This window comes from Gluconobacter sp. Dm-62 (genome assembly GCF_018256155.1).
Taxonomy (GTDB): Bacteria; Pseudomonadota; Alphaproteobacteria; order Acetobacterales; family Acetobacteraceae; genus Gluconobacter.
Genome location: NZ_JAERLY010000013.1, coordinates 1 through 26,708, shown reverse-complemented (window position 1 = coordinate 26,708; position 26,708 = coordinate 1). Strand labels below are relative to the sequence as shown.

Genomic DNA, 26,708 nt, shown 5'->3' with positions numbered 1-26,708 from the left:
ACAGCAGTGGGAGTGAAGTCTCGTGACCTTGGGTGGAAGGCGATACAATCCTGATGTCATTGGCTGGAAGGTATGTTTCCAAAGCTTCACGAAGGACGTGGCGTATTGAGGTGAGGAGGTTTGGAGAACATTCGATTCTCGCAACGGAAAAGTCTCTTTCCTCAATTAACACCTTAACCAGCCAGACCATCAACAGAATGTGATCCCGGGTCGGCTGCTCGCCAGAAGTGTCAGTTATGGTAAAATCGTCCGACGTCAGCAGGACGGCCAGACTGACAAGATGATGATCCGCCTTTGAGAAAGACAGGGAATCAGAGGTAGAGAAATTCACGAATGGGCCTGTCAGGATCGGTTTTGTATGAAGAGTGGCTTATTTTTGGGAAATGCAGTTAGTTTCGCCATTGATTGGATCAGAAGCATCAATATTTATTTCTTATGAAATTAACATTGACGGAACTTTTTTGATATAAAAGAATTTGATTGAGGAGCTGGATCGTCAGCTCTTTGCCGTCTTCGTATATCGAAAACGGAAAACTTCTTGTCGGCATGGCTTCTTGAACTCCCGAATGATGGATCATGATTCGTTGTGGTATGTGCGAAGTAGATTGCTTTTGACAATCTGGCTCTGATATACGCAAGACTCGTCGCTCGATCATTTGGGTGGTCCGAGGGCCGCCGGTGCGAGGCAACCTTTTTTAGGAGTGCATGGTAATGGCTGACATTACTACAGTAGTTGGCGCCTCCGGCCAGACCTTCGTGGTCACGGTCAATGGTGGGCAGACTCAGCTGCTGGCACAGCAGTATCAGACTGCTGTTTCCAACCTCCACACTAGTGGTGGTCTTGATTCTTACGATATGGTTCCAGGTGATAATTCTCTTTCCGGCTCTAATGCCGGTCACGGTCTTATCAGCGAGGGCGGTCAGTTCTCCCTGACGGATAGCACCACACAGTATGTTTCTATTGGTAGCTATTCCACGACAGGCCAGGATACGCTGAACTCTGCTGTCAGTCTGGACCTCTCTGGTAGCACGGCAACGAACGTCAGCGTTCTTGCTGGTGACTGGGCTGGTGTGACCCTGACGGCCGGTAACCAGGATGGTACATTCGTTGGAGGTATTGGCGACAACACTTTCAACGGCGGTAGCTCCACCGGAAACTGGACCGTTGCTACGGGTGATGGCAACGACACCATTACGGGTACAAACGGCAACAACACCATCAGTGGTGGCCTCGGCAACAACCAGATCACTCTGGGCAGCGGCACAAATGTCGTTCGTTCCGAAGGTCAGGACACCATCGACGGCACGACCGGTACCGATACGGTAACGCTGCTGGGTGGTAGCTCCGTGGTGACGCTGGGCGCCAACGCAACTGTTTACGACACAACGTCGCATAACACTGTTTCGGGCGGCAATAACAGCTTCATTACGGGCGGTAGCTCCAGCACCTACTTCTCGACCGGCGGTCTTAGCACTGTCTCCGGTGGCCTGAATGACACCATTTCGGCTTCCGCAGATGTCTGGCAGATTCGCGGTACGTCCAACTCCATCACTGCTTCGGGAGCTCTGACGTTCCTGAATGGTACGGGTGCAACGACCGTCTCTGCCGGTACGTCGACGCTGTTCGGTGCTTCGGGTCTTGACCTGATGCTGGTCGGTGGCTCTGCAAGCTCTACTAACCTGTTCGTTGGTGGTGACGGAAGCGAGACGGTTTCTGCGGCTTCTTCCAACGGTACGCTGCATGCCTTCGCAGGCACTGGCGACGAGACGATTATCGGTGGTTCTGCTTCTGATACGCTCGTTGGTGGTTCCGGTTCTGCAACCCTTACCGGTGGTTCGGGCGCTGCAAACCTGTTCGCCCTGACCAAGGGTGCTGCTGGCGGTGATTACACGATCACTGACTTTGGTAGTGCCGCAGGTAACCTGATGGCTCTGTATCAGTATGGTCTTCAGAACAACAATGGTCTGGCAAATGTTCTGGCAAGCGCTACGGTTGCTGGTGGTAACACCACGATTGAGCTGTCTGACAATTCCAAGATCACGTTCGTTGGCGTCAGCGATCTGAATGCTTCGAACTTTAACCTGAGCTAATGATATCATCTGTCACCTGACAGACTTTCATTGTTCAGGAAGGCCGGATCCGCAAGGGTCCGGCCTTTCGTGTTTCTGACTGATATGTCTCATTATTGTGAAAGCCATACAGAATGCGGGATGAGCCGCGCGACATCCTGACTGAAAGTTATAGAAGTGCTGCCCGGCTGAATGGGTTGAATGCTGAACAGTTGCAAAAGGAAAATCAGCAGCTTCTGCGTCAGCTTTTTCTGATTCAGACATCGCTCTCTTGGCGCGTAACGCTTCCTTTGCGGGCTGTTAGAGCTCTGATGTTAGGTAAACTGCTTTCCGGACGTCCGGCGCGAGAGCTTCCGAAACGTTTGCTGAAATTATGGAAGCAGGGCGGACTTTCTGAAATCAGGAAAACTCTTCTTCACCGTTTCCAGCGTTTGAGGCGGGTCCGTAATGATGGCGTAAATGAAGCTGACCAGAATTATCCGTATAAAGCTGAATTTACTCACGCAGATGAAGAACTGAGACCGCAGGTTCTCATTATTGCAGAGCTCAGTCTAAGGCAGTGCGCCAAGTACCGCGTCTGGCAGAAACGAGACTTTTTGAAAGCGTTGGGTTGGTCGGTTCAGGTGGTGGACTGGCGGGATATTGCAGATGCCATGTCTGCTTTACAGCTTTGCACGCATGTTATTTTTTATCGGGTACCAGGCTTTGATGATGTTTTGAAGCTGGTTGGAGAAGCGCACCGGCTAGGACTTGCCCCGCGTTGGGAAGTGGATGACCTCATCTTTGATGAGGCAGAATATCGTCAAAACGGGAATATCGATACGCTTTCGATATCAGAGCGCGATCTTCTGCTTTCAGGAGTTGTGCTGTTCCGACGGTGCATGCTGGCTTGTGGTCGGGGCATTGCTTCGACGTCTGCGCTCGCGGAGGCCATGCGTGTGGCAGGGGTGGTGGATGTATCCATTCTGGAAAATGCTCTGGACATCGAGACGCTAGAAATTGCGGCGTCTCTTCCCGCGCACACGGGATCAGACCGTATCTGGGTTTCATATGGTTCTGGTACCAATACTCACGATGCTGATTTTAGGCAGGCTGAAGCGGGACTTCTGTCGGCGATGGCAGAGGAGCCACGGCTCTGCCTGAAAATCATCGGGCAGTTGCAGCTTTCATCGGCATTTGCCCGGTTTGGAGATCGGGTCGAACAACTCACAGAGCTGTCCTATCCAGATTATCTGAAGGCTCTGTCGCAGACGGATATTGCAATAGCGCCTTTGGAACAGACGCTGTTCAATGACTGCAAAAGTAATATCAAGTTTCTGGAAGCTGCCGTCGTACATGTTGCAGCCATCTGTTCTCCGTGTGCGGCTTTCCGGACCGTTATGCGCGATGGAGAGAATGGAATTCTTGCGGCTGATGCTGCGGCCTGGCGGAACGGGTTGCTGGTTCTGGCGCGGAATGATGTCTATCGGAGACGCCTTGCGGATACGGCATATAAGGATGTGATGGACCGGTATGCTCCGAAAGTGATGGCCCAGACGCAGGCCAGGGCTTTGTTCGGGGTTCCACCTGTTAGGTCAGCGAAGGACCTCAGAGTTCTGATGGCGAATGTCTATTTTGCGCCACGGTCTTTTGGAGGAGCTACGATCGTGGCGGAAGAGATGGGGCGTCGCCTGGTGCGGAAAGGTGCGCAGGTCAATGTCATGACGTCCCGTCCGTCTGTTGCGGATCTTCCGGATGGCGATATCCGGTATGACATAGATGGCATGACGGTTTTTGCCTCGGTCCTGCCAGATGACCAGGGTGGGCTGGGTCAACTTGATAATCCTGGAATGGCACTTCGGTTCTCGGAGATACTGGATGCCTGTCAGCCGGATGTGGTGCATGTTCATGCTGCTCAGGGGCTGGGGACCGGGCTTTTGCGGGTCTGTCAGGAGAAGGGTGTTCCCTATGTCCTGACTCTTCATGATGCCTGGTGGTTGTGTGAACGGCAGTTCATGGTTCGTGCGGATGGACGATACTGTTTCCAGACGACTATCGATCCTGCAGTCTGTCAGGTCTGTGTGCTGGGTGCGCGTCATCTTGCGGACAGGTCTGTTGTGATGCGGCAGGCCCTGGAGGGGGCAGCTCTTCTCATCAGTCCATCGCAGGCTCACCGTGATCTGTATCTTGCGAACGGGATTGCGCCTGAGCGGATTGTGGTCAACCGCAATGGTTTCTGCTGGCCCGAGCGGCCGCGCAAAGCCCGACGTGCCGGATCACCGCTGCGGTTCGGATTCGTTGGGGGAACAGAGGCCGTCAAGGGATATGGTCTACTGAAAGAGGCTATGCAGTCGCTGGCGCGGAGTGACTGGGAGCTTGTGCTGGTTGATAACAAGCTTAACCTCGGGTTTCAGTCGATTTTTCCGGAAGACTGGTCTGTCTGCGGGCAGCTTCGTGTTGTGCCGGCTTACACGCAGTCAGGCCTGGATGATTTTTATGATCAGATCGACGTATTGCTGTTTCCATCACAGTGGAAAGAAAGCTACGGCCTGACGGTGCGTGAGGCTTTGGCGCGGGACATCTGGGTCATTACGACGTCTCCGGGAGGGCAGTCTGAGGACGTGGTGGACGGGATCAATGGGACCTGTTTGCCTTTGGACGGGAAGCCGGCAACTTTGGCGGAAGCTGTGTCTATGCTTCTGGACGCACCTGAGCGTTTTGAGGGTTACGTCAATCCCTGCAAGGACAGGCTTGCAACGTATGATGTGCAGGCAGAAGAGCTTTACGCCTTCCTCAAACAGGCATCCCGGCGGGCGAGTTAACGCCCGAGGAGGAGTGCTGTCAGGGCGTGACGGCGGTCTTCACTGGCAAGGGCCTGAACCAGTCTCGCGCGGAGACCTGCACGTCTGGAAAGTGTACGTGGTGGTGTTGAAGCCAGATAGGCTGCGATCCAGTCAGGGTTGAAGAAAGCGGAATCGGGGATTTCCTGCCTCCACAAATGGGTGGAGGCGATTCCGCTTGGATTGTCGCGCAGGAGTTCGGTCTTGATGAACGGAGCGTTACCGGACCGTAGGACTGTGCGCCAGTCCGTGTGCATGGGGTTGAGGGCGAGAAGACGCGCCAGACCCCGGGCATTACTCCAGGCCGCTCCTGCAGTCAGGCCGGCGGCCTTGATGGCCAGCCCAAGACCAAGTTCTCCGTGCAGGACGATTTCGTCTTTGGTCATGTCGTTGAAAGGCTGGTTGAAGATCCGCTGGATTGCGGGATGGTCCAGCGCATCGCGGGTCATGCACAGAAACCATGATTGTAGGTGGGTTACCACCGCTTCCGAACGGACCATGCCCCAGACCTGAAGATGCTGTTCGCGCATTCGATCCACGATGGGGCGAAGGGGAAGAAGCGGCCCAAAAATACTGTCATTGGCAAAGAGGATCTCATTCGCGTCGCCATTGCATTTTTTTGCAAGCAGGAACTGCCATGCTCCGAAATCCAGACCAGTATTGGGGCGTGGATGGACTGTTGCGGCGATCGGGTGGGTGCCTTGCGCAAGATCGTTTTGTAGCGACTGGGCTGCGGTATCTGAAAGACCGGATGCCGCGATGTGAAGTGTAAAACCGCACGATGCGATCTGGCTCAGCAGATGACGGGTGTGCGGCGGCAGCCTGACGTCTGTGCAGTAATACGCAAACAAACAGACGGGTGCCGAGGAAGTGCAACCAAATGGAGAAATAGAGGTTAAATTCATGATAACGGTTGTTTCTGGAGCGGTTCTATATGAAAGATTATGGCATTCCGAGAGGACGGACAATCCGCCCTTCAGTTCGCATTAGCGGCATTTCTGTACCGGCAAGATGCGACCTGCACTGAGTAAATCCGGAGTTTTATTCATGAGCAAAGCTTTTCTTGCCGCAGTTCTTCAGGATTCTATGAATTGTACGGGAGTTGTTGCCCAGCGGGCCGTCAACGACATGATTGAGGCCATTATCGAGGAGCTGCGGGAAGAGGGGGGCTTTACGCTGCCGTCTTTCGGAACGTTTACGGTTTGTGAGACCAAAGCGCGGCAGGCCGTCAATCCGCGTACGGGTGAACCTGTCGAGGTTTCCGCTGGACGGACCGTGAGATTCAAGGCCAGTCCGGGGTTGAAGCAGGCTCTTTGAAAGGGGTGGCTGGGGTGGGAGGATTCGAACCTCCGCGTGGCGGAATCAAAATCCGCTGCCTTACCGCTTGGCTACACCCCAATCGATGCGCTCCTCAGAGCGCATGCTTTCGGCGTTCTAGTCCGAACCGGAGGGCTTCGTAAAGTCCGAAGTCAGGATTCCAGTTCAAGATCGTGATCGGGCAGGCCGGTACTGTTCAGGGCCTCGTCCATTTTGCGTCGGGCTGAGGGCTTGAGGACCCCATAGCGCTCGGCACGGTCCAGCGCGCTATCAAGCGCTGCCATGGTCGCTGCCAGATCCGGGCTTTCGTCTTTTTCCCAGGCCCGCATGGCATGGGCCCAAACGGCCGCCAGGGCATTGATGCGCCATATGCCGCCAAAGCCCGTGCAGTCGACTCCGGCTGCTTCTGCCAGCCATTTCATGGAATCAAGCGTCGTGCCGGCCAGAAACGCGGCCAGAGCCGGATCGTAGGGCACGGCCTGCAGAACTGCCCGCACGCCTTCGCGATATTCCTGAAAAATATCGAAGCGGCGCATGATCAGGTCAAAGAGATATTCGCGTAAGGTGCCGCCATTCCCATCATCGCGCAGGGCGCTGGCATCGGCCAGACGTCCCAGCTGGAGTAGCAGAAGGGCCTTGACCGGATAGCGCTTGCGCACCGTCTCAACCGGAAGATCGGCATCGCGCGCAGCGTCCACGAGGGAAAAGCGGTGCCATCCCTCGCTTCCGGCGAGCGACAGGGCAGACTGGAGAAGGGCGGCGTCGAAGGCTTCCTGCGCCATGTCCGGCGGACCGCTCAGGGCCATGTCGTCGGATTCAAAGGGGTCCTGCCGTCCGTCCATACGGGTCTCCTGTCGAAAGCTTCTGGTTTTATGGTGGGAGCATTGCGGTCAGCCGACAAGCTCTCTCCCATAAAGAAACCGTCAGCCAGCGAGTTCGTCGGCCCGTTTTGTAGCAGCGTCAATAGCTTTTGGAACCGTTTCCGGCCAGGCGTCGGGTTTCATGAGGACGGCCAGGGCTGCGGCTGTGGTGCCATTGGGGCTGGTGACGGCCTTGCGGAGGTCTTCTGCGCTCTCGGGCAGATCATCCAGCATACGTCCTGCGCCGTAGATGGTTCCACGGGCTAGACGGCGCGCGACGCTGGAGGACAGGCCATGCTGCTGGCCAGCTTTTTCAAGAAGTTCGGCCAGAAGGAAAACATAGGCGGGGCCAGAGCCGGAAATGGCTGTGACGACCGACAGATCGTCTTCGTTTTCGACCGGTACGACGTCCCCGACTGCAAAAAGCAGATCGTGACAGATGGATTTCTGCTCCGGGGTTGCGGCAGGCGAAGCGTAGAGACCGCTGATTCCGGCACCCACGGAAGAAGGCGTATTGGGCATGGCGCGCAGGACCGGGATGTCTGCGCCAGCAAGCCGTGCGGACTCCGAAAGAGCTTCGCAGGTGCGGCCGGCCATGACGGAAAGGATGGCAGTGCTGTTCAGGCGGGGACCCAGAGCCTTGCCGAGCGCATCGATCACGATTTCGGCAACGGTCGGCTTGACGGCAAGAACAATAATGTCGGGCTGGAAATCGGCAGGAATCTCGGCGGCTGTGCGGACGATGGTGATTGTGTCATCCGAGCCGGTTCGGTGTCGGTCAAGGATGACAAGTCGTGGCGGCGTGGGGGAGGCGAGCCACCCATCGAGTAGCGCGCCTCCCATTTTGCCGCACCCAGCAAGAAGGATCGAAGGGACGGACGGCACGATCAGGCGTCTCCCACACAGTCGAGCATGGCGGCGTCTATGGCCTCCTGCGGCGATTTTCCGCCCCAGAGTGCTAACTGGAAGGCGGGGTAGAACCGCTCACATTCGGACATGGCGATATCCACGAGGTCTTCCATGCTTTCACCCGGAAGGGTCTGCACGCCACGCAGCAGCAGCGTATGTCGGTAGGAGGGGGTGCCGGTATCGGGATCGACTGCGAAATGGCCGATCCACAGCCGGTTATTGGCCAGGGAGACAAGTTCATGGACCGCCGGACGGCGCTTGGCGGGCGAGCGCAGATCCATGATGCAGTTCAGGTGCAGGGCGGACAGTTCATCGGACCATGTGAAATACAGGGAATAATCGCACCACTGTCCGGGGGCCTGAGCGGCCATTTCGGACGGGCCGAGGCGTTCGAACTCCCATTCATAGAGGCTCATGACCTGTTCCATCAGGTCGAGCGGATGGGATTCTGTTTCTGTGGTGAGTGAGGTGCTCAGGGCAGGCATGGCGGGTCTCCCAAGGCCGTGGAGCCTGGCACCGGCCTGGCGCCGGTGCGGCGCTCCAGATGTCTGCGGCCGGAAGCGGAAAACCCGCCCCCGGCATTGATCACGTTATGGACCCTTTGCGCTGTGCGCAAGCATTACGCGTTGCAAAGGTCACACAGGCCCCGATGACTGTTGCAGATCAGCCCTGCGGGCCGCCTTTTTCTTCGGTCGCGAGCTCTTCGACAGCAGCCAGTCGCGATTCGATTTCGGCAAGGCGCTGTTCGGTGGCGTCCTGTGCCATGCGCGCACGGGTCGCCATTTCCTGTACCGCGTCGAATTCGTCACGGCGCACGAGGTCGAGGCTGTTGAGGATTTCATCCACGCGGGTGCGGACGATGGCATGAAGTTCTTCGCGGGCGCCGGTCACGGCGGAAAAGGCGTTGCCGGCAAGGCCTGCGAGGTCGTCGAAAAAGCGGGGTCTGTCAGCCATGATGATGTTCCTGCTGTTCTGCGGCGTGTCATGTCGGGCGCGTCGCTTGGATCGTTATCGGGGGCAGACTATACAGGAAGGATGATTATCGTCACCGGCGGCGCCGGATTCATTGGTTCGTGCCTTCATGCAGCCCTGCGTCGCCGGGGCCTGCGGACGGTTGTGGTTGACCGGCTCAGGGATGGGGTGAAGTGGCGCAACCTGGCGTCCCATGCGCCGGACCGCATCATCACGCCTGACGCGCTTGAAGGTTTCCTTGCGGCGGACCCGGATGTCGAAGCCGTGTTCCATATGGGGGCGATCAGCGCCACCACGGCGCGGGACGGAGACCTTGTCTGGTCGAGCAACGTGGATTTGTCGCAGACCCTGTGGCGGTGGTGCGCGGCGCGGGGCGTGCGGATGATCTATGCGTCGTCGGCTGCGACCTATGGGGCGGCAGATCGGCCGGAGATGTTCCGTGATGGGCTGGACAGCATCGACGGACTGCGGCCGCTGAACCTTTATGGCTGGTCGAAGCAGGCGTTCGATCTGTGGGTGAAGCGGGAAATCGAGTCTGGCGCGCCGGTGCCTCCGCAATGGGCGGGGCTCAAGTTTTTCAATGTTTATGGGCCGAACGAATACCACAAGGGATCGATGATCTCCGTGGTGAAGGTCAAGTATGACGAGGTCGTGCAGGATCGTGCGGCGCGCCTGTTCCGTTCGGATGTGCCGGGGCTTGCCGACGGGCAGCAGCAGCGGGACTTCATCTGGGTCGGGGATGTGGTGAACGTCATGCTCTGGCTGTTCGATCACCCTCAGGTCAGCGGACTGTTCAACTGCGGAACCGGCGTGGCGCGGAGTTATCTTGATCTGGCGCATGCGGTCTGTGACGCTGCGAAGCGGGCGCGGGATGTCGAATTCGTAGACATGCCGGAGAAGCTGCGCGGGCAGTACCAGTCCTTCACTTGTGCGGATATGAGCCGTCTGCGCGCTGCGGGGTATGATGCGTCGTTTACGTCTCTTGAAGACGGAATCGGGCAGTATGTGCGCGAGTATCTTTCCCGGCCCCAACCCAATCTCTGAGAGCCGCTGTTTTGAGCCATCCCCTGATCTTTCCGGACTTTGACCCGGTTGCCTTTCATATCGGTCCGCTATCGGTGCGCTGGTATGCGCTCGCCTATATGGTGTCGTTCATCATCGCTCTGCCGATTGCGAAGCGGCTGAACCGTCTGGCGCCGGAAGTGGCGACCAAAGAACAGGTCGATGACTTCCTGTTCTATGCCATTCTCGGCGTGCTTCTTGGGGGACGGCTGGGTTACGTGCTGTTTTACCGACCGATGGATTACCTGTCGCACCCGCTGGAGATATTCAAAACCTGGGATGGCGGGATGTCGTTCCATGGTGGGGCGCTGGGCGTCATTCTGGCGCTGGCCTATTTCAGCTGGAAGAACCGTCTGAGCTTTCTGGCCTTTGCGGACCGGATCGTGCCTGTCGTGCCGATCGGACTTGGGCTTGGGCGCTGTGCAAATTTCGTGAACGGTGAACTCTGGGGGCGCCCGGCGTCTCCGGATCTGCCCTGGGCGATGATTTTCCCGACGGGTGGCCCGATCCCGCGTCATCCGTCCGAGCTTTATGAAGCCCTGACCGAGGGTGTCCTGCTGTTGTGTGTGATGCTGTTTGCGGCCAGCCGTCCGGCGGCGCGTGAGCGGTTCGGGTTCCTCTCCGGGCTGTTCCTGTTCGGCTACGCCTGTGCCCGGAGTTTCTGCGAGTTCTTCCGCCAGCCTGATGCGAATATCGGTTTCCTGTCCGGTGGCACGACGATGGGGCAGTTGCTGTGCATTCCGATGGCGCTCGCGGGGATGGGGCTCATGGTTTACGCGATGCGCCGTCCCGCTCAGGTTTCGGCGCATGTCTGAGGCTGTGCTGACGGGATCGGTTCTCAAGGTACCGCATGGATTTTTTACGCGGCTCGGGGGCGTCTCGCCGGCTCCCTATGACAGTCTGAACTGTTCGCTCTCCTCGCAGGATGACCCGGCGAATATCGCCGAGAACCGCGCCCGGGTGGCGCTTGCGATCGAGGTGGAACCGAAACATCTGCTCGGTCTGAAGCAGACGCATAGCGACATCACCGTGCCTGTGACGGCTGAAACGCCGCTCTGGATGGCCAGGACCGGGCAGTCAGGCGATGCGCTGGTGACGGACTGCCCGGAGATTGGTGTGGGCGTCATTACGGCGGATTGCGGTCCCGTGCTGCTGTCGTCCGATGACGGACGGATTGTCGGGGCGGCCCATGCTGGCTGGCGCGGGGCTGTGGGCGGGATTCTGGAATCTGTTGTTGCGCAGATGGTCGCGCTGGGGGCGACGGGGATCAGCGCCGTTGTTGGGCCGTGCATTTCACCGGCGAGCTATGAAGTCGGCCCGGACATGCGTGATGCGGTTCTCGCCAGGGGCGCAGCGGGGGAGAACTTCTTCCGTTCAGCGCCGCGCGAAGGGCATTTCCTGTTCGATCTGCCGGGCTATTGCGGCTTCCGACTGGAGCAGGCCGGGGTCCGGACCGTGCAGATCCTTGGCGTTGATACCCTGACGGACCTCCGGTTCTTCAGTCACCGCCGCCGCACGCTCGCAGGTGGCGGGCATATCGGGCATCAGATCTCGGCGATCCGCCCGCTGGCCTCCCCGCTGGGCTGAGGACGGCGGAGGCCGGATTTTTCGAGCAGCCAGCGATCGGCGGGGCGTGAGAGAAAGCGGTCCACGAGGGTGCCGAGGCAGAAGGACAGGCCAAGGGTCGGGATGAACCAGACCCAGCCGAACGTCCAGTTTTCTCCGGTGGCCCTGAACAGATGGACCATCGGCATAACGACGAACATGTGGCTGAGGTAGATTTCATAGCTCAGCCGCCCCCAGTGACGGGGCCATGCCAGAAACCGGCTTGCGGTGACCTTGCCCCATCCGTTGTAAAAAGCGAGGATCAGCGCCGCGCAGGAGGCTGTGAGGAACAGAAACGCGCCATAGCCAAGGGTTGCCCACAGAACAGGCGTGTCGATCAGGGAGAAGCCCACCCCAAAGGCTCCGATCCAGCCGAGCCAGGGCGTGAGTATTGCGTAAAGGGCCGGTGTCAGCCGGTGCGCCAGCAGGGCCGCGCAGACACCCATGGCAATGGCCGACATGCCCGGTCCATAGGCTTCGTCCTGCCAGATCTCCGATGCGTTCCGGATCTGCCATTCCACGAAAGGGATGGAGAGGGCGAGCAGCGCAAAGACGAAAGTGAGCAGTCTGGAGCCGATCATTTTCGGGATGCGTCCGCTCAGAAAGCAGAAGATCGGGAAGGCCACATAAAACAGCTCCTCGACCGAAAGGGACCACAGCACATCCCAGTTGGCGGGAAGATAGTTCGTCCGGGCTTCGTAAAGGTTCAGATGCATGAACAATGCTGCGAAGAGGGCGCCGGGCAGCGTCTGGTTATCATGATGGAACAGGAAGTCCGGCACGCCTGCGAGGTTGAGAACCGCGAGAATCCCGAGCAGTACCAGCAGACAGGGCAGGATGCGGCAGGCCCGGCGTGCTGAGAACGCGAAGACGTTGATGCCGCTTAGGCTGCCCCAGCGGCGCAGTGTGTGATCGGTGATCAGAAAGCCTGAAATCACGAAGAAGATCTTCACGCCCGTCGGGCCATCCCAGGTCAGGGCCTTCAGCAGGCGAGCGGGGAAGACTGCGGAAAGACCGGTCTGCATCAGGGGAATGCGCAAAGCGAGGTGATGGGTGACGACAAGGATGATCGACAGCCCTCTGAACAAGTCGATCCCCGGATTGCGTTGCGCGCCTGTCGTTGTCTGCACCCTGTAAATCCCATCCTGCAAAAGCGGAACGCTTCTGTAATGGAAATCAGGCATCATTCCGTTCGGAATGCGGCGCGGGTGAGGGCAGGTCTGAAAAAGGGCCGGAAGAGTATCTCCGGCCCTTTTTTGTCTCAAACAGCGTGGGTTCTGGCTTCCCGGTCCCAGAAGCGCAGGCTGCGGCATGTCGTGATGAAGGCCTGTAAGTCAGCGGGATCTTTAAGGGCGACGATGCCCTCATCCATGTCTTCCGGCGTAATGCCGCCCTTCGCGAGAAGGGGTTTGGCGTCCGGGCCGTAGCCGATGAACTTTGCATGGGCGAAGGCGTCAGCCACGAAGTCCCGCGCGGTGGCCTCGCCGGTCAGGAGCTTCGCCCCGGCTGCGGACGGCAGCAGAACGACCGCATCGTACAGGACCGAGGGTGCGCCAACGATCTTCTGACCCGCCGGGACGAGCTTGCCATCCGTGGTTTTCACGCCACCAACAGCGGGCGCGACCAGTTCGACGTTCGTACCTTCCGCTTCGGCAGCTTTCATCAGGGCGGCGAGCAGTTCCGCATCCGTCCCGTCGGTAACCAGCACGCCCAGCTTGCGGCCCTTGAAGGTTTTCGGACCGTTTTTGAGGATGCTAAGCGGGTCCGAACCGGCCAGACCACTCAGTGGCGTGCGCGCAGCCGGGGCGGCGGCAGGCATTTTCTCCAGACGCAGCCCTTCGGCCACCCCCTTGGCGAGCGTCTCATCCACATTCAGTAGATGGGCCACAACACGGGCACGGATGGCCGGTGTGAGGCACTTGCTGAGCTCGAACACGAAGGCGTTCTTGATATGCGTTTGCTCGGTCGGGGTCTGGCTGGCATAGAACTGCCGGGCCTGACTGTAATGATCGGCAAACAGCTCCCCGCGTTCACGGGTTTTGCGACCGTTCAGCTCTTCCGCATAAGGCTTATAGCCGGTCTGTGGGTTTTCACGTGGCCCCAGACCCCAGGAATTGGGTTCGTAGTTTGCACGCCCTTTCGGGTTGTGCATGGCCATGTGGCCGTCTTGCTGGAAGTTATGGAACGGGCATTTCGGCGCATTTATGGGGATATGCGTGAAGTTCGGGCCGCCGAGGCGCTTTGTCTGGGTGTCCAGATACGAGAAGTTCCGGCCCTGCAGAAGCGGATCGTTGGTGAAGGCAATGCCCGGCACGACGTTCTGGGTGCAGAACGCGACCTGCTCGGTCTCGGCGAAGAAATTGTCCACTGTGCGGTTCAGCACGAGACGACCAATGCGGCGGACAGGAACGAGTTCTTCCGGGATCAGCTTGGTTGCGTCCAGAATGTCGAAATCGAACTTGTCGGCGAAGTCGTCATCGAAGAGCTGTACGCCCAGTTCCCATTCAGGGAAATCGCCGGAATTGATGGATTCCCACAGGTCACGGCGATGGAAGTCCGGATCGGCACCGTTGATCTTGACCGCTTCGTTCCACACGACGGACTGCAAACCCTGCTTCGGCTTCCAGTGGAACTTCACATAGGTGGATTTCCCCTCGGCGTTGACGAGGCGGAAGGTGTGGACGCCAAAGCCTTCCATGAAGCGGAAGGAACGCGGAATGGCACGGTCGGACATGATCCACATGAGCATGTGGACGGTCTCGGGGGAGAGCGACGCGAAGTCCCAGAAATTGTCATGGGCGGACTGGGCCTGCGGAAAGCCGCTGTCCGGCTCTTCCTTCACGGCATGCACCATGTCCGGGAACTTGATGGCGTCCTGGATGAAAAAGACGGGCATGTTGTTGCCGACAAGGTCCCAGTTGCCTTCCTCGGTATAGAGCTTCACGGCGAAACCGCGCACGTCACGGGCCAGATCGAACGAGCCCCGGCCGCCGGCAACAGTCGAAAAGCGCACGAAAGCAGGGACGCGCTTGCCGATTTTCCCCAGAACGCTGGCGGTCGTGTAATCGGCAAGGGAATCCGTCAGTTCGAAGAAACCATGTGCGCCATAGCCCCGGGCGTGGACCACGCGTTCGGGGATACGCTCGTGATCGAAATGGAAGATCTTCTCGCGAAAATGAAAGTCTTCCAGAAGGGCCGGGCCGCGCGCACCGGCTTTCTCGGTATTCTGGTCGTCCGAGACGGGAACGCCCTGCTGGGTGGTCAGCGTCGGGGTGTCACCGGAGGCGACCTGATGGGTGGTGCCCTGGGGGCCGCGCTCGAAAGTTTGATCGCCAATGGTGACGGTCGTGCGTTTGTCCGTGCTCATGAAATGCGCCTCTGCCTGTGGGCCCGGAAGTACGGGGCTTGAGAAAGTCTGGATGACGAAGTTGCCTCTCCCACCGGAAAGGCCGTGATCCTGATAAAGCGCTGTCAGGGGCAAGTGTTCCTGAAATAAATCCGGGAAATTTTCTGAACCTGTCAGGAAGACGGGCCGTTAGGGCAGGAACTCTGTTCTATGAAGACACAGGAGTGTTTCCATGCCTGCTGATCCGCGTACCTGCTATCCGCGCCCGCCTTTCAAAGGCCAGACGCAGAAATTCCCCGGTCTTTCGGAAAAGATGGTCCCAAAGCCCGATTATGGCGAGGAGACCTATAAGGGTTCCGGAAAGCTGGCGGGGCTGGCAGCGCTGATCACAGGCGGGGATTCCGGGATCGGGCGGGCGGCCGCACTGGCGTTTGCCCGGGAAGGGGCGGATGTCGCGATCTCCTATCTGGAGACGGAAACCGACGACGCGCGCGAGATCGCAGCACAGATCGAGGCTGAAGGCCGGTCATGCCTACTGCTGCCGGGCGATATCCGTGAAGCCGCGCATTGCCGGGACATGATCCGCAAGACCGTCGAAGCGTTCGGTAAGCTGGATATTCTGGTGAACAACGCGGCCTTTCAGAAAGCACGTGCAAAGCTGGAAGAAATCTCCGATGAGGAATGGAAGCGCCATTTCTCCACGAATACGGATGCTCTGTTCCATCTGACGAAGGCCGCCCTGCCACATCTTCAGGCCGGGGCGTCCATTATCAATACGTCTTCGGTCAATCTGAAGACGGCTCCGGAACTGCTGGTGCCGTATTCCATGACGAAGGCGGCGATTGCGAATTTCACGTCCAGCATGGCGCAGCAGCTCGCGGGGCGGGGAATTCGCGTTAATGCCGTGATGCCCGGCCCGATCTGGACGCCGTTCATCGCAACCGGCATGCCCGAAGAGGAGCAGGAACATCTGGGCGTGGATGTGCCGCTGGGCCGTCCGGGGCAGCCAGCCGAACTGGCAGGCGCTTATGTCTATTTCGCCGATCCGCTCAACAGCTACACCACAGGCGCGCTTCTGGCGGTCAATGGTGGCGTACCGATGATCTGAAGCGCACTTCCCGGATTCAGGTCTGCGCGAACGCCTGCTCGTCATCGAGCGGGCGTTTTTCCGTTCTGGGGCCGAAGACCAGCGTAATCGCTGCCCCCGAAAGCAGGATCAGGGTTGTCAGGCCGAAAACGCCGGGGAAACCGGTGAGCGGATAGAGCCAGCCGATCAGCACGGGCGAGGCAATGGCCCCCAGACGCGCAATGGCGGAGGCCAGCCCCATGCCCCGGGCGCGCAGGGCTGTCGGGAAAAGCTCGGGCGTATAGGCGTAAATGCCGCCGAAAGTGCCGTTCATGAAAAAGGAAAGCAGGATGCCAAAGATCAGGACTTCGGTAGGCGTCTGGCTCGCGGCCATGCCGATGGCGCTGAGAGCACCCGCAACCATGAACAACGCCACCGTCCCCCGGCGTCCCAGCCGGTCGGTGAGGAACGCGGCTGAGGCATAGCCGGGAAGCTGAGCGAAATAGATCGAGATGGCGTAGCCGAAGCTGCGGGTGACGGTCATGCCACGCTCGATCATCAGGGTCGGGATCCAGGTGAAGAACGCGTAGAAGCTGAAGGTGATGGCGAGCCACATGGCCCAGCTCATAAATGTGGAACGGCGCAGACCGGGCGCGAAAAGATCCCGGACCGGACGCAGGGAAGGCGCGCCACGATCGGTCGTGGTGGTGAGACCCACGGCAAGGCCCGCGCTTTCCTCGATGTCACCGACGATGCGGCAGGCCTCGGCCGTGTGTCCGCGCTCATCAAGCCAGCGCGGGGATTCGGGCAGGGCGCGGCGCCACCACAGCAGCATCAAGACGGGAAACCCCGTCAGCGCCAGCGCCCACCGCCAGCCATCCGGCATGGCGGGGACGAGCATGAAGCCGAGGATGGCCGCCGTGACATAGCCAAAGGAATAGAACCCCGTGAGGGCGGCGGTGAACGCGCCCCGATAACGGGCGCCCACGAACTCGCTGAGATAGGGTGCGATGATCGTGGCTTCCGCCCCGCCCCGATGCCCGACAGGAGGCGGCAAAGGAAAAAGCCGGTGAAGGAAGACGATCCGGCCGAAAGCAGGGAACCGATGGCGTAAATGGCCAGTGCGCTCATCATGACGCGCCGCCGCCCCGAGCGGTCCCCCCACCAGCCCGTAGCCGAGATAGGTCGCACTTCCCAGCAGACCCAGAGCCGGGCCATCGAGGTGCCACTGGCTTTTGAGCATCGGGAGCGCAAAGGCGACGATGGCGGAATCGAGCCCGTCAAACGTGTAGCCCAGCCCGCCGAGGAACAGCAGTTTCCAGTGAAAGCGGGTAAAGGGCAGGCATTCGATGCGGGCGGCGATGCTCATCGGGTGGGGGATCTGCCGGAAACTGTGGAAATGAAACGCAAGCGTAGCGGTCCGCAATGGGGCTGGTCCAGAGGGGTTGAGTCCGAAAATGGTTGTGTCGATGGCGGTTTTCCGCTACTCCGCGCCTCGCACAGGCACCCCTGGAGGTCTGTGTTGACGAAATTCAATACGCAGGAGCGTAACAGTGGCTAATTTGACGACACTTGCTGTCTCGACGCGCGCGAAGGCTGGTAAGGGGGCAGCGCGCGCAACGAGACGTGAGGGCCTCGTGCCGGCCGTAATTTACGGTGGCAAGGAAGAACCCTCCATTATCGCACTTGATCCGCGCGTGATCATGAAGGAACTGCATCGCGGTGGCTGGTCCTCGCGCGTGTACAACCTGGCTGCCGAAGGTGCAGATGAGGTTGCTGTCCTGATCCGTGACGTGCAGCTGCACCCGGTGACCGATGCCCCGATCCACGTGGATTTCCAGCGCGTTACGGCCGGAACGAAGATTCACGTTGAAATCTCCATCGCTTTCGTTGGCGAAGAGAAATCCCCGGGCATCAAGCGTGGCGGCGTTCTGAACGTGGTGCGTCATTACATCGACGTACAGGCTGATCCGGCCAACATTCCGGAGCACTTCACCGCAGACCTGAGCGGCCTGGACATCCACGACAACGTGCGCTGGACAGACCTCAAGGGCACCGAAGGCGCCGTTCTGGCCAGCGGTCAGGCTACGGACATGGTCATCGCGTCCATCGCCGCACCGACGATCGATGCCGAAATGGAAGCCGAAGCTGCTGCCAAGGCCGCTGCTGAAGCTGAAGCCGCTGCAAAGCCCGGCGCAAAGAAGAAGTAAGTCATGAGGCTCTGGACCGGTCTCGGCAACCCCGAGCCGGGGATGAGCCGTCATCGACACAACATCGGCTTCATGGCGGTCGACGAGATCGCCAGGCGCCACGGTTTTTCGCCGTGGCGCAAGCGCTTCCGGGGGGAAACCTCCGAAGGCGTCATCGGGGGGCAGAAGATCCTGCTCCTCAAGCCGATGACGTATATGAACCTGTCAGGCGACAGCGTTCAGCAGGCCGCGCAGTTCTTCAGGATCGCGCCGGACGATATCACCGCATTTCACGACGAACTCGACCTCGCTTTCGGCAAGCTGCGTATTAAACGCGGCGGCGGTGCCGCGGGGCATAATGGTCTGCGCTCTATGGACAAGTGCCTGTCGAGCCCGGATTACTGGCGTGTGCGGATGGGCATCGGCCATCCGGGGCACAAGGACCGTGTGACGGGCCATGTGCTGGGCAATTTTGCCAAGGCGGAAGAGCCGGAACTGGAGCGATGGCTTGAGGCTATGGCCGATGCCGCCCCCCTGCTGGCGAAAAAAGAACACGAAGCCTTCATGACGAAGGTTGCTCTGCTTTCGGCCTGATTGTGTTGCGGCTGAAATGGCCGGTCAGGGCAACGATATCCGTCAGGCCGCTGAAAGTTGTGATCAGAACGCACTGAACCCTTTGAGGCTTTCAAGAATAGACTTCTGCAGGATCTGGCGGGAATCGTGGGCTGAAAAGCCGCTTTCGCGAGGGGAGGTGGTTGTGAGCCTCTCCGGTTTCTGCGAACACAGGGCAACGGATTTTTCTGGAACGGATCGTTCGCGTCTGAACGGTCTTCAATGATGATGGAGAGCACGAATGGGTTTCAATTGCGGCATTGTTGGTCTGCCCAATGTCGGCAAGTCCACGCTGTTCAATGCCCTGACGGAAACGGCGGCCGCACAGGCTGCGAATTACCCGTTCTGCACCATCGAGCCGAATACGGGCCGCGTGGCCGTGCCGGATCCGCGGCTGGATGAACTGGCGCGGATCGGCAAGTCCATCCGCAAGGTGCCGACGAGCCTGGAATTCGTGGACATCGCCGGTCTGGTCCGTGGCGCGTCCAAGGGCGAAGGTCTCGGAAACCAGTTCCTTGCCAATATCCGCGAAGTCGATGCCATCGTGCATGTGCTGCGCTGCTTCGAAGATGACGACATCACCCATGTCGAAGGTGGCGTCGATCCGGTCCGGGATGCGGACATCATCGAAACGGAACTGATGCTGGCGGATCTGGAAAGCCTAGAAAAGCGCCAGATCGGCCTTCAGAAGCGCGCCCGGGGCAACGACCGCGAAGCACAGGCGCAGCTTGAACTCCTGGAGCCGCTGCTTGTGGCCCTGCGTGAGGGCAAGCCCGCACGGACCGCCGTTGCGAAGGGGCAGGAAGTAGAGGCATCACGTCTTCAACTCCTGACGACGAAGCCGGTTCTGTATGTCTGCAATGTCGAGGAAGCCTCGGCCGCGACAGGAAATGCATTCTCTGAAGCCGTCCGCAAGCGCGCCGAAGCTGAAGGCGCGGGTGTCGTCGTGGTGTCTGCCGCGATCGAAGCCGAAGTCAGCCAGTTGCCGCAGGAAGATCGGACGGAGTTCCTTGAAGGGCTGGGCCTGACGGATAGCGGTCTGGATCGTGTGATCGCGGCGGGCTACCAGCTTCTGGGCCTGCGGACATATTTCACGGTTGGTCCGAAAGAATCCCGCGCCTGGACGATCACGGCTGGCACGAAGGCGCCTCAGGCCGCTGCTGTCATTCACAACGACTTCGAACGTGGCTTCATCGCCTGCGAAACCGTGGCGTTCGACGATTACGTGGCCTGCAACGGCGAGGCCGGAGCCAAGGAAGTCGGCAAGCTGCGGATCGAAGGCAAGGAATACGTGGTGCAGGATGGTGACGTCCTGCTGTTCCGGTTCAATGTCTGACGCCTCCTCCCAGGCCACGCGGATTCTGGAGGGTCTGGCGGAGCGTGCCCGCCATGCCAGCCGGAGTCTCGCGCGGGCCAGCGAGGAAACCCGCAACCATGCGCTGGCCGAGGCCGCGAAGGCCTTGCGGGCACGCAGCGATGAGATCGTCGCGGCCAACCAGCAGGATCTGGACGCGCTGTCCGAAGATCGGAACGCGGCTTTCCGGGACCGCCTGACGCTGACGCCGGAGCGGGTCGAGGCCATGGCGCGCGGTCTGGAAGACGTGTCGCGCCTGCCGGACCCGGTCGGGCGTGTTCTGGCGGAATGGGACCGGCCGAACGGGCTGCATTTCCGCCGGGTGGCGACGCCGCTTGGCGTGATCGGCATGATCTATGAAAGCCGCCCGAATGTTGGAGCTGATGCCGCTGCTTTGTGCATCAAGTCTGGCAATGCGGTGATTTTGCGCGGTGGCGGGGAAAGCCTCCATTCCGCCCGCGCCATCCAGACGGCGATGGAAGACGGATTGCGGGCCGCCGGGCTGGATGAGGCCTGCGTGCAGATCCTGCCATCCGCGGACCGGGCTCTGGTCGGGGCCATGCTACAGGCTTCGGGAAAGATCGACCTGATCATTCCACGTGGCGGCAAGTCCCTTGTGGAGCGCGTGCAGCGCGAAGCTCGCGTTCCGGTCCTCGCTCATGCGGACGGCCTGAATCACACTTACATCCATGCGAGTGCTGATCCGGCCATGGCCCGGAAAGTGCTGCTGGATGCGAAAATGCGCCGGACCGGGATCTGCGGTGCGACGGAAACGCTGCTGATCGATGCGGCGATTGCCCCGACGCTGCTGCCGCTTCTGGTTCAGGATCTGGCGGCGAAGGGATGTGCCTTCCGGGCAGATGACCGAGCGCGTGCGATCGTGCCGACGCTTGAAGCGGCCTCGGCTGATGATTTCGGCACGGAATGGCTGGACGCCGTCCTGTCGATTGCCGTTGTGGACGGGGTGGAAGACGCTCTGGATCACATCGCACGGCACGGAAGTTCGCATACCGAGGCCATTATTGCCGAAGATCCTGAAGCCGCGGCTGCGTTCCTCAACGGGACGGATAGTGCGGTCGTGATGTGGAATGCGTCCACGCAGTTCTGTGACGGTGCGGAGTTCGGATTCGGTGCGGAAATCGGCATTGCGACAGGACGGATGCACGCGCGTGGTCCAGTGGGGCTCGAGCAGCTGACATGCTACCGGTACGAAGTAATCGGCACCGGGCAGGTGCGGGGCTGACCAGCATCCCGACGTCCGGCGACGGGCGGAAAATGCGGATCGGTCTGCTGGGTGGCTCGTTCAACCCGGCCCATGCGGGGCACCTCATGGTGGCACGGCGCGCCTTGCGGGCTCTGCGGCTGGATCAGGTGTGGCTCATGGTGTCGCCGGGGAATCCGCTCAAGCCGAGCAGGAGCATGGCACCGTTCAGGGTGCGTCTTGCCTCTGCGGAGCGGATCGCGGATGGGCGGCGAATCGTTGCAACCGATATCGAATCGCGGCTTGGGCAGCGTTTCACCGTAAAAACCGTTGGATTGCTGAAGCGGCGTTTCCCGCATGTGCATTTCGTGTGGCTGATGGGGGCGGATGGACTGGCGCAGCTGTCGCGCTGGAAGCGCTGGCGCCGGTTGGCTGCGATGGTTCCCATAGCCGTCGTCCCGCGTCCGGGCAGCGTTTCGCCTGCGTTACGGGGGGCTGCGGCCTCCGTTTTGCGGCATCAGAGACGGCCTTCCCGGGAATCTCCTGTGCTTGCGGAGCGAAAAGGCGACGCATGGACGTTCCTTTCTGCGCCGCAGAACGATATATCGGCTACAGCGTTGCGTGAGTCCGGCCAGTTTCGTCCGGAGTCCGATCAGGAGTAAAAACCATCACCAAGACGACCTCTCCCGAATCGCAGGCCAAAAAGCCTGTGCGCCGGAAAACCAGCTCCCCCGATGCGGCACTGGCCGAGGCTGCCAAGGTGCCGGGAACGGCTCGTAAAAAGGCGGCTGTTGCCGGACCGAAGAAAACGGCCGTCAAGCGCGAACCCATGCAGCCGGATCTTCTGACCAGCATGCTGACGGTCATCACCACGAGTCTGGACGAAGACAAGGGTGAAGACATCGTTGTGCTGGATCTGGTCGGACGCGCGAACTTCGCTGATCGCATGGTCATTGCGACGGGTCTCGCCGACCGCCAGATCTCCGCGATGGCGCATCACATTGAAAAGAAGCTCAATGAGATCGGCATCAAGCGCATCCTGATCGAAGGTGCGAATGGCACTGACTGGGTCCTGATCGACGCTGGGGACGTTGTCGTTCACCTCTTCAAGCCGGAAAGCCGTGAGCTTTACGGGCTTGAGCGGATGTGGGGCACGGATCTGGATGGCAGCGAAAATGAAGTCGCTGTCGGACAGGGTGAAGAGCAGGACTGAATGAAACTGGTCGCAATCGGCCGGCTCAAAGCCGGTCCGGAGCGCGAACTGTTCGAGCGTTATGCGGGCCGGATCCGGCCCGTCCTGACGGTGACGGAACTCGCGCCGTCAAAAGGCAGCGTCCAGGAGCAGAAGCGCAAGGATGCCGCGGCTCTGCTGGGGGCCTGTCCTGACAATGCCCTGATCGTGGCGCTGGACGAAGGCGGTAAGACGCCTGACAGCCTGCGCCTAGCGGAGATGCTGTCCCGCTGGCAGGAATCTGGGCGCCCCATTCATTTTCTGATTGGTGGTGCGGAGGGGCTGGATTCAACCGTAATCCAGCGTGCTGATTCCGTGATTTCCCTTGGGAAACTAACCTGGCCGCATATGCTGGTCAGGGTTTTGATTGCCGAGCAGGTTTTTCGGGCGCAGGCCATCAATACTGGTCATCCCTATCACAGGGAATCGCGACCGGATTAAGCCCGGTCGTCAGGCTTTATCAGCGAATCGAACGGTCGGGAGCGTCCGAGGTAAAGGCATCGTCCGGAGCTTCGGCGACTTCGGTGCTGCTCATCGGATGGCTCAGAGCGTCTGATCCACTCAGGACTGCGCGGTGACGGAAGCCTGAGGCTTTCGAAGCGCGGGCCATGACGACACGCGGGGCCGGACTGCTGTCCGCGTTGTCGGAATGAGGATAGATAAAGCCGTATGTCGGATAGATGCTGCCAAGCCGGCCACTGCGATCATTGAGGGCGACCCGGACGGCGCTCCAGTCGTTATTGGGAGAGACATCAACGACTCGCACGTTGTGTGCAACGCCGTTGGAAGCCCAGTGCGACTGGTCAATATAGATCGTGCGGCTGTCTTCCACCGAACGCACAACAGCGACGTGGCCAAGCGGCATACGACGGATGGCGCGGAAGTTCAGGACCGAACCAGACTGCGGTGCAGAGCCGCGGGCGTAGACGCCGGCAGCATTGTACCACCAGTCACGTGCGTTGCCATGCAGAACGACCTCTGAAGCCGTCTTGGCGTAGGCGACGCACTGGATGACGTGAGCATAGGAATGATGATGGCCCGTGGAACGGTGGCTGTGAAAAACCGTCCGTCCATGATGACCCGAACTGTGACGGGCCTGAGCATGCCCCGAAAAGAACGCAACAGCGGAAAGCGCCAGAGCAGAGAGAAAGTTTTTCCGGCAACTTTTATGCTTCACGATCTTTAGGATCCTGATTGGTTGTGTGTTGTTCGGGTTACAGGGAGGTAACAACCTTCCTGCAACCCTGACAAGAGCAGAATGCAGGTCTGTGTGTTAAATTTTCATTTCTAAAGAAAATCTTTTTGACACCACAGTCTGCTGCAATCTCGCCATAATCGTGCGATTCAGATTATTTCGTTGTGGTGAGCATGATTTCCACAAGAATTCTGGGGTCTGCCAGAACCGCCTGAACGCAGGCGCGGGCCGGGGCTTCGTTTTCAGGAAGCCATGCAGACCAGATGGTGTTGAGAGCAGTGCGGTCTGCGATATCCTTCACCCAGATCTGTGCCTGCAGGATGCGCGTCTTGTCAGTACCGTGCTCCTCGAGAATCTGGTCCAGCTGATCGAGAACGCTTTTGGTCTGCTCCTCAATTCCTTTGGAAAGATCTGCGGCTACGACACCCTGTGTGAAGATGAAGCCGTGATACTCGACAGCCTTGGAAAGAATGACGTTGGGTTTTGTACGGATGATGCGGCTCATGATGATACCTCGTCTGGATGGAGAAACCGGGAGAGTGACCTTCCTGCGAAAGAGGGTCAATGATCCGGGAGCGTCAAACCCTTGATTGACTTGTCGCGCAAGGGCTGAGCCTGTATCGCCACATCAGAACGGACCGTCTGGAAGGGGGAGCTGTGACTCCTTTGTATGCGAAGCGGGTGCCGGTAACGCCTTTGCGGCAGAACTGCACCATTCTCTCGAACGATGAGGGCCGTGCCGTTGTGGTCGATCCCGGCGGCGATGTCGGAGACATCCTTCAGCATCTGGGCGGCCTGACAGTCGAGGCCATTCTTCTGACGCACGGCCATCTGGACCATGCCGGTGGCGCTGCCGCCCTGAAGAGAGCCCTTGAAAAGCAGCAGGGTCAGCCTGTTCCTGTTGTGGGGCCGGATCGCCGGGACGAGTTCCTGTTGCAGAGCATCACGAAACAGGCCGCCGCTTTCGGGATACCCGGCATGGAGAATGTTGCTCCGGACCGCTTTGTGGGAAACGGCGAGGTTCTGCACCTGCTGGGACAGGATCTGCATGTGGCACATGTTCCGGGCCACACGCCTGGACACGTTGTTTTTGTGGATCATGACAACCGCCGCGTGCTGGCGGGCGATACGCTGTTCCGGGGAACCGTTGGCCGCACCGATTTCGCCTATGGCGATGCACAGGCACTGGTGGACGGTATTCGCAGACATCTTCTGACGCTGCCCGACGACACCGTGGTCCTGTGTGGGCATGGAATGCCGACGACCATTGGCGAAGAGCGCCGGACCAACCCGTTCCTGATTTCCTGAACCTGAAAGTCATCTCATGCGAGTTTTATGCTGTGCGCTGGTAGCGGCGCTTGGAATGAGTGTCGGCCTTGCAAAAGCGGAGGAGCCGATCACGCAGGCGCAGCCCCATCTGCCAACCGAGTCCCTGACCATCACGACGCGTGACGGTCAGAAGCACGCCTTCACCGTCGAACTGGCCAAGACCTGCCGCCAGCAGGAAGTCGGGGAAATGTTCCGCAAGCATCTGCCGGAAAATGAGGGGATGCTCTTTATGTGGGCAACGCCTCAGGTGTCTGACATGTGGATGCGCAATACGCTCGTGCCGCTGGATATCGTATTCATTGATTCCACGAACCACATTCACGCCATCGCGGAAAACGCCGTTCCTCTGAGCGAGGCGATCCTGCGCAGTGATGGCGTGGTCGCCAATACGCTTGAGCTCGCGGGTGGCGTTACGGCAAAGCTCGGGATTCGGGTGGGTGACACTGTAACCAGCTCTGCCCTGAAGCACTGATGCTCCTGTGAAGGTTCTGGTTACCGGTGTTGCCGGGTTTATAGGGTTTCATGTCGCTGAAGCCCTTCTGAAGCAGGGTATGGACGTTGTGGGCGTTGATACGCTCAATGCCTATTATGATCCGTCCCTGAAACGGGCGCGTCTGGAGCAACTTGAGCTGCATCCGAAATTCAGCTTCCTGAAGACGGATGTGTCCAGTCCTGAGGCCATGCGGACGCTTGTCGAACGCCACTCCGATCTGGAGGCTGTGGTCCATCTTGCCGCTCAGGCCGGGGTCCGGCACTCGATGGTCGATCCCTATTCTTATGTCACGTCCAATGTCATGGGGCAGGTCGCCCTTCTGGAAGCGTGCCGGCATCTGAAAAAGCTGACGCATGTCGTCTATGCGTCTTCATCGTCAGTCTATGGACGCAACCAGAGCGTCCCTTTTCAGGAAACGGATCGGGTCGAGCATCCAAGCTCCGTCTATGCCGCAACCAAACGTGCTGCTGAACTGACCTCTGAATCCTACGCGTATCTGTACGGTATCCCGCAGACGGGGCTTCGGTTTTTCACTGTCTATGGCCCATGGGGCCGACCCGACATGGCGTATTACGGGTTCGCGAAAGCCATTTCGGAAGGTCGTCCGGTCACCCTTTATGAAGGGAAGAACCTTTCCCGCGACTTCACTTACGTCGATGACATCGTCAGGGGCGTGCAGAAGGTTCTGGTCAAACCACCGGAAGCGGGATTGTCCAGAGTGTTTAATCTTGGAGGGGATAAACCTGAAAGGGTGACCCGCATGATCGAGCTTCTTGAACAGGATCTGGGAAAGAAGGCTGTCGTGGAACGCCGCCCCAGACCGGTCGCTGACATGGAATCCACCTGGGCCTCTCTGGAAAAAGTGAAGGAATTCTGCGGATGGCAACCGGAAGTGTCCTTTGAGGAGGGCATGAAAGAGTTCTGCCTCTGGTTCAGGAAGTTCCACGGAATCTGATTTTTTCACAAAAATGCAATTTTCCTGTTGACCCCCTCATGAGGTGCCCGTATAAGCCCGTTCACCGACGCAGCGGGGGCCACTTACTGAGGTCTTCTGGGGCGGCGGGGACGACGATCTTTG

The 26,708-nt window shown here is 59.3% G+C and carries 26 protein-coding genes, 1 tRNA gene and 1 pseudogene; 17 read left to right on the top strand and 11 right to left on the bottom strand.

The genetic code is table 11. The features are described 5' to 3' along the window. Nucleotides 1-711 precede the first annotated feature (711 nt). Together JK202_RS12020 and JK202_RS12015 are read left to right on the top strand one after the other, a co-directional pair. Complete coding sequence (locus tag JK202_RS12020; RefSeq protein ID WP_211561368.1) at nucleotides 712-2,091, top strand: calcium-binding protein; 1,380 nt, start codon at nucleotides 712-714, stop codon at nucleotides 2,089-2,091. A 113-nt stretch (nucleotides 2,092-2,204) separates the two neighbouring features. Then, entirely contained in the window at nucleotides 2,205-4,871 is a 2,667-nt protein-coding gene (locus JK202_RS12015) for a glycosyltransferase (RefSeq protein ID WP_211561367.1), read from the top strand. Here the strand turns inward: JK202_RS12015 and JK202_RS12010 are convergent. Continuing rightward, on the bottom strand, nucleotides 4,868-5,794 hold the full coding sequence (locus JK202_RS12010) for a rhamnan synthesis F family protein (RefSeq protein ID WP_211561366.1): 927 nt from the start codon (nucleotides 5,792-5,794) through the stop codon (nucleotides 4,868-4,870). The two genes, JK202_RS12015 and JK202_RS12010, sit on opposite strands and share 4 nt — an antisense overlap. 142 nt (nucleotides 5,795-5,936) lie before the next feature. Here JK202_RS12010 and JK202_RS12005 point away from each other — a divergent pair, with 142 nt between their 5' ends. Next, the gene (locus tag JK202_RS12005) at nucleotides 5,937-6,206 is read left to right on the top strand and encodes an HU family DNA-binding protein (protein WP_211561364.1); all 270 of its coding nucleotides are present in this window, start codon (nucleotides 5,937-5,939) and stop codon (nucleotides 6,204-6,206) included. A 6-nt stretch (nucleotides 6,207-6,212) separates the two neighbouring features. On the opposite strand, the gene JK202_RS12000 is transcribed toward JK202_RS12005, so the two are convergent. The 5 genes from JK202_RS12000 to JK202_RS11980 form a co-directional block, all read right to left on the bottom strand. Next, nucleotides 6,213-6,287, bottom strand: a tRNA-Gln gene (locus tag JK202_RS12000). 71 nt (nucleotides 6,288-6,358) lie between these two features. Further along, nucleotides 6,359-7,048 (bottom strand): TetR family transcriptional regulator, encoded by a 690-nt coding sequence (locus JK202_RS11995; RefSeq protein WP_211561358.1) that lies wholly within the window; start codon nucleotides 7,046-7,048, stop codon nucleotides 6,359-6,361. An 81-nt stretch (nucleotides 7,049-7,129) separates the two neighbouring features. After that, nucleotides 7,130-7,951 carry a pyrroline-5-carboxylate reductase gene (gene proC / locus JK202_RS11990; RefSeq protein ID WP_211561356.1) on the bottom strand — a complete coding sequence of 274 codons (822 nt, stop codon included), beginning with the start codon at nucleotides 7,949-7,951 and terminating at the stop codon, nucleotides 7,130-7,132. A 2-nt stretch (nucleotides 7,952-7,953) separates the two neighbouring features. Further along, a complete protein-coding gene (locus JK202_RS11985; RefSeq protein ID WP_211561355.1) occupies nucleotides 7,954-8,460 on the bottom strand; it encodes a YbjN domain-containing protein in 507 nt (168 codons plus the stop codon). Nucleotides 8,461-8,638: 178 nt separating this feature from the next. Next, nucleotides 8,639-8,929, bottom strand: a complete 291-nt coding sequence (locus JK202_RS11980) for an accessory factor UbiK family protein (protein WP_062107038.1) — start codon at nucleotides 8,927-8,929, stop codon at nucleotides 8,639-8,641. A gap of 81 nt (nucleotides 8,930-9,010) precedes the next feature. Here JK202_RS11980 and rfaD point away from each other — a divergent pair, with 81 nt between their 5' ends. Genes rfaD through pgeF form a run of 3 tightly spaced genes read left to right on the top strand, consistent with a single transcriptional unit; the run spans nucleotide 9,011 to nucleotide 11,596 of the window. Further along, nucleotides 9,011-9,991 (top strand): ADP-glyceromanno-heptose 6-epimerase, encoded by a 981-nt coding sequence (gene rfaD / locus JK202_RS11975; protein WP_211561354.1) that lies wholly within the window; start codon nucleotides 9,011-9,013, stop codon nucleotides 9,989-9,991. A gap of 26 nt (nucleotides 9,992-10,017) precedes the next feature. Next, nucleotides 10,018-10,824 (top strand): prolipoprotein diacylglyceryl transferase, encoded by an 807-nt coding sequence (gene lgt, locus JK202_RS11970; protein ID WP_408872156.1) that lies wholly within the window; start codon nucleotides 10,018-10,020, stop codon nucleotides 10,822-10,824. Next, a complete protein-coding gene (gene pgeF, locus JK202_RS11965; protein WP_211561352.1) occupies nucleotides 10,817-11,596 on the top strand; it encodes a peptidoglycan editing factor PgeF in 780 nt (259 codons plus the stop codon). Before lgt ends, pgeF begins: the two co-directional genes overlap by 8 nt. Here pgeF and JK202_RS11960 read toward each other — a convergent pair. Both JK202_RS11960 and JK202_RS11955 read right to left on the bottom strand, forming a co-directional pair. Next, nucleotides 11,554-12,744: an acyltransferase gene (locus JK202_RS11960; protein WP_349291866.1), complete on the bottom strand. Its 1,191-nt coding sequence runs from the start codon at nucleotides 12,742-12,744 to the stop codon at nucleotides 11,554-11,556. The two genes, pgeF and JK202_RS11960, sit on opposite strands and share 43 nt — an antisense overlap. Nucleotides 12,745-12,875: 131 nt before the next feature. Further along, nucleotides 12,876-14,981, bottom strand: coding sequence for a catalase (locus JK202_RS11955; RefSeq protein WP_211561351.1), 2,106 nt, complete (start codon nucleotides 14,979-14,981; stop codon nucleotides 12,876-12,878). Nucleotides 14,982-15,192: 211 nt separating this feature from the next. Between JK202_RS11955 and JK202_RS11950 the strand changes: the two genes are divergently transcribed. Next, nucleotides 15,193-16,068: an SDR family oxidoreductase gene (locus tag JK202_RS11950; protein WP_211561350.1), complete on the top strand. Its 876-nt coding sequence runs from the start codon at nucleotides 15,193-15,195 to the stop codon at nucleotides 16,066-16,068. A 16-nt stretch (nucleotides 16,069-16,084) separates the two neighbouring features. Here JK202_RS11950 and JK202_RS11945 read toward each other — a convergent pair. Further along, nucleotides 16,085-17,395: pseudogene (locus tag JK202_RS11945) on the bottom strand (MFS transporter). Nucleotides 17,396-17,579: 184 nt separating this feature from the next. On the opposite strand from JK202_RS11945, the gene JK202_RS11940 reads away from it, so the two are divergent. The 7 genes from JK202_RS11940 to JK202_RS11910 all read left to right on the top strand — a co-directional run bounded on the left by JK202_RS11940 (nucleotide 17,580) and on the right by JK202_RS11910 (nucleotide 23,054). Beyond that, nucleotides 17,580-18,236 carry a 50S ribosomal protein L25/general stress protein Ctc gene (locus JK202_RS11940; protein ID WP_211561349.1) on the top strand — a complete coding sequence of 219 codons (657 nt, stop codon included), beginning with the start codon at nucleotides 17,580-17,582 and terminating at the stop codon, nucleotides 18,234-18,236. Nucleotides 18,237-18,239: 3 nt separating this feature from the next. Beyond that, entirely contained in the window at nucleotides 18,240-18,809 is a 570-nt protein-coding gene (gene pth / locus JK202_RS11935) for an aminoacyl-tRNA hydrolase (protein WP_211561340.1), read from the top strand. A 259-nt stretch (nucleotides 18,810-19,068) separates the two neighbouring features. Beyond that, entirely contained in the window at nucleotides 19,069-20,163 is a 1,095-nt protein-coding gene (gene ychF / locus JK202_RS11930; RefSeq protein ID WP_211561338.1) for a redox-regulated ATPase YchF, read from the top strand. Beyond that, entirely contained in the window at nucleotides 20,156-21,424 is a 1,269-nt protein-coding gene (locus tag JK202_RS11925) for a glutamate-5-semialdehyde dehydrogenase (RefSeq protein WP_211561333.1), read from the top strand. The genes ychF and JK202_RS11925 overlap by 8 nt, the downstream gene beginning before the upstream one ends. 32 nt (nucleotides 21,425-21,456) lie before the next feature. After that, entirely contained in the window at nucleotides 21,457-22,044 is a 588-nt protein-coding gene (locus tag JK202_RS11920) for a nicotinate-nucleotide adenylyltransferase (protein ID WP_249200027.1), read from the top strand. Nucleotides 22,045-22,142: 98 nt separating this feature from the next. Then, complete coding sequence (gene rsfS / locus JK202_RS11915) at nucleotides 22,143-22,595, top strand: ribosome silencing factor (RefSeq protein WP_211561456.1); 453 nt, start codon at nucleotides 22,143-22,145, stop codon at nucleotides 22,593-22,595. Further along, a complete protein-coding gene (locus JK202_RS11910) occupies nucleotides 22,596-23,054 on the top strand; it encodes a 23S rRNA (pseudouridine(1915)-N(3))-methyltransferase RlmH (protein WP_211561330.1) in 459 nt (152 codons plus the stop codon). A 19-nt stretch (nucleotides 23,055-23,073) separates the two neighbouring features. Here the strand turns inward: JK202_RS11910 and JK202_RS11905 are convergent, their stop codons facing one another. Beyond that, a complete protein-coding gene (locus JK202_RS11905) occupies nucleotides 23,074-23,790 on the bottom strand; it encodes a CHAP domain-containing protein (RefSeq protein ID WP_211561328.1) in 717 nt (238 codons plus the stop codon). Between the two features lie 172 nt (nucleotides 23,791-23,962). Further along, on the bottom strand, nucleotides 23,963-24,313 hold the full coding sequence (locus JK202_RS11900; RefSeq protein WP_211561323.1) for a RidA family protein: 351 nt from the start codon (nucleotides 24,311-24,313) through the stop codon (nucleotides 23,963-23,965). A gap of 152 nt (nucleotides 24,314-24,465) precedes the next feature. Here JK202_RS11900 and JK202_RS11895 point away from each other — a divergent pair, with 152 nt between their 5' ends. The 3 genes from JK202_RS11895 to JK202_RS11885 are packed head-to-tail and all read left to right on the top strand — an operon-like array spanning nucleotide 24,466 to nucleotide 26,585. After that, entirely contained in the window at nucleotides 24,466-25,116 is a 651-nt protein-coding gene (locus JK202_RS11895; protein WP_211561322.1) for an MBL fold metallo-hydrolase, read from the top strand. 16 nt (nucleotides 25,117-25,132) lie between these two features. After that, a complete protein-coding gene (locus JK202_RS11890; RefSeq protein ID WP_211561321.1) occupies nucleotides 25,133-25,609 on the top strand; it encodes a DUF192 domain-containing protein in 477 nt (158 codons plus the stop codon). A 7-nt stretch (nucleotides 25,610-25,616) separates the two neighbouring features. Then, complete coding sequence (locus tag JK202_RS11885) at nucleotides 25,617-26,585, top strand: SDR family NAD(P)-dependent oxidoreductase (RefSeq protein WP_211561320.1); 969 nt, start codon at nucleotides 25,617-25,619, stop codon at nucleotides 26,583-26,585. Nucleotides 26,586-26,708: the final 123 nt, after the last annotated feature.

Coding starts and splice junctions, on each gene's coding strand:
- JK202_RS11985 (WP_211561355.1), bottom strand. CDS start 8,460: ATGCCTGCCCTGAGCACCTCACTCACCACAGAAACAGAATCCCATCCG.
- JK202_RS11910 (WP_211561330.1), top strand. CDS start 22,596: ATGAAACTGGTCGCAATCGGCCGGCTCAAAGCCGGTCCGGAGCGCGAA.
- rfaD (WP_211561354.1), top strand. CDS start 9,011: ATGATTATCGTCACCGGCGGCGCCGGATTCATTGGTTCGTGCCTTCAT.
- JK202_RS11955 (WP_211561351.1), bottom strand. CDS start 14,981: ATGAGCACGGACAAACGCACGACCGTCACCATTGGCGATCAAACTTTC.
- JK202_RS12015 (WP_211561367.1), top strand. CDS start 2,205: ATGCGGGATGAGCCGCGCGACATCCTGACTGAAAGTTATAGAAGTGCT.
- JK202_RS11995 (WP_211561358.1), bottom strand. CDS start 7,048: ATGGACGGACGGCAGGACCCCTTTGAATCCGACGACATGGCCCTGAGC.
- JK202_RS11890 (WP_211561321.1), top strand. CDS start 25,133: ATGCGAGTTTTATGCTGTGCGCTGGTAGCGGCGCTTGGAATGAGTGTC.
- JK202_RS12010 (WP_211561366.1), bottom strand. CDS start 5,794: ATGAATTTAACCTCTATTTCTCCATTTGGTTGCACTTCCTCGGCACCC.
- JK202_RS11925 (WP_211561333.1), top strand. CDS start 20,156: ATGTCTGACGCCTCCTCCCAGGCCACGCGGATTCTGGAGGGTCTGGCG.
- JK202_RS11920 (WP_249200027.1), top strand. CDS start 21,457: ATGCGGATCGGTCTGCTGGGTGGCTCGTTCAACCCGGCCCATGCGGGG.
- pgeF (WP_211561352.1), top strand. CDS start 10,817: ATGTCTGAGGCTGTGCTGACGGGATCGGTTCTCAAGGTACCGCATGGA.
- JK202_RS12005 (WP_211561364.1), top strand. CDS start 5,937: ATGAGCAAAGCTTTTCTTGCCGCAGTTCTTCAGGATTCTATGAATTGT.
- JK202_RS12020 (WP_211561368.1), top strand. CDS start 712: ATGGCTGACATTACTACAGTAGTTGGCGCCTCCGGCCAGACCTTCGTG.
- JK202_RS11900 (WP_211561323.1), bottom strand. CDS start 24,313: ATGAGCCGCATCATCCGTACAAAACCCAACGTCATTCTTTCCAAGGCT.
- ychF (WP_211561338.1), top strand. CDS start 19,069: ATGGGTTTCAATTGCGGCATTGTTGGTCTGCCCAATGTCGGCAAGTCC.
- JK202_RS11950 (WP_211561350.1), top strand. CDS start 15,193: ATGCCTGCTGATCCGCGTACCTGCTATCCGCGCCCGCCTTTCAAAGGC.
- pth (WP_211561340.1), top strand. CDS start 18,240: ATGAGGCTCTGGACCGGTCTCGGCAACCCCGAGCCGGGGATGAGCCGT.
- JK202_RS11980 (WP_062107038.1), bottom strand. CDS start 8,929: ATGGCTGACAGACCCCGCTTTTTCGACGACCTCGCAGGCCTTGCCGGC.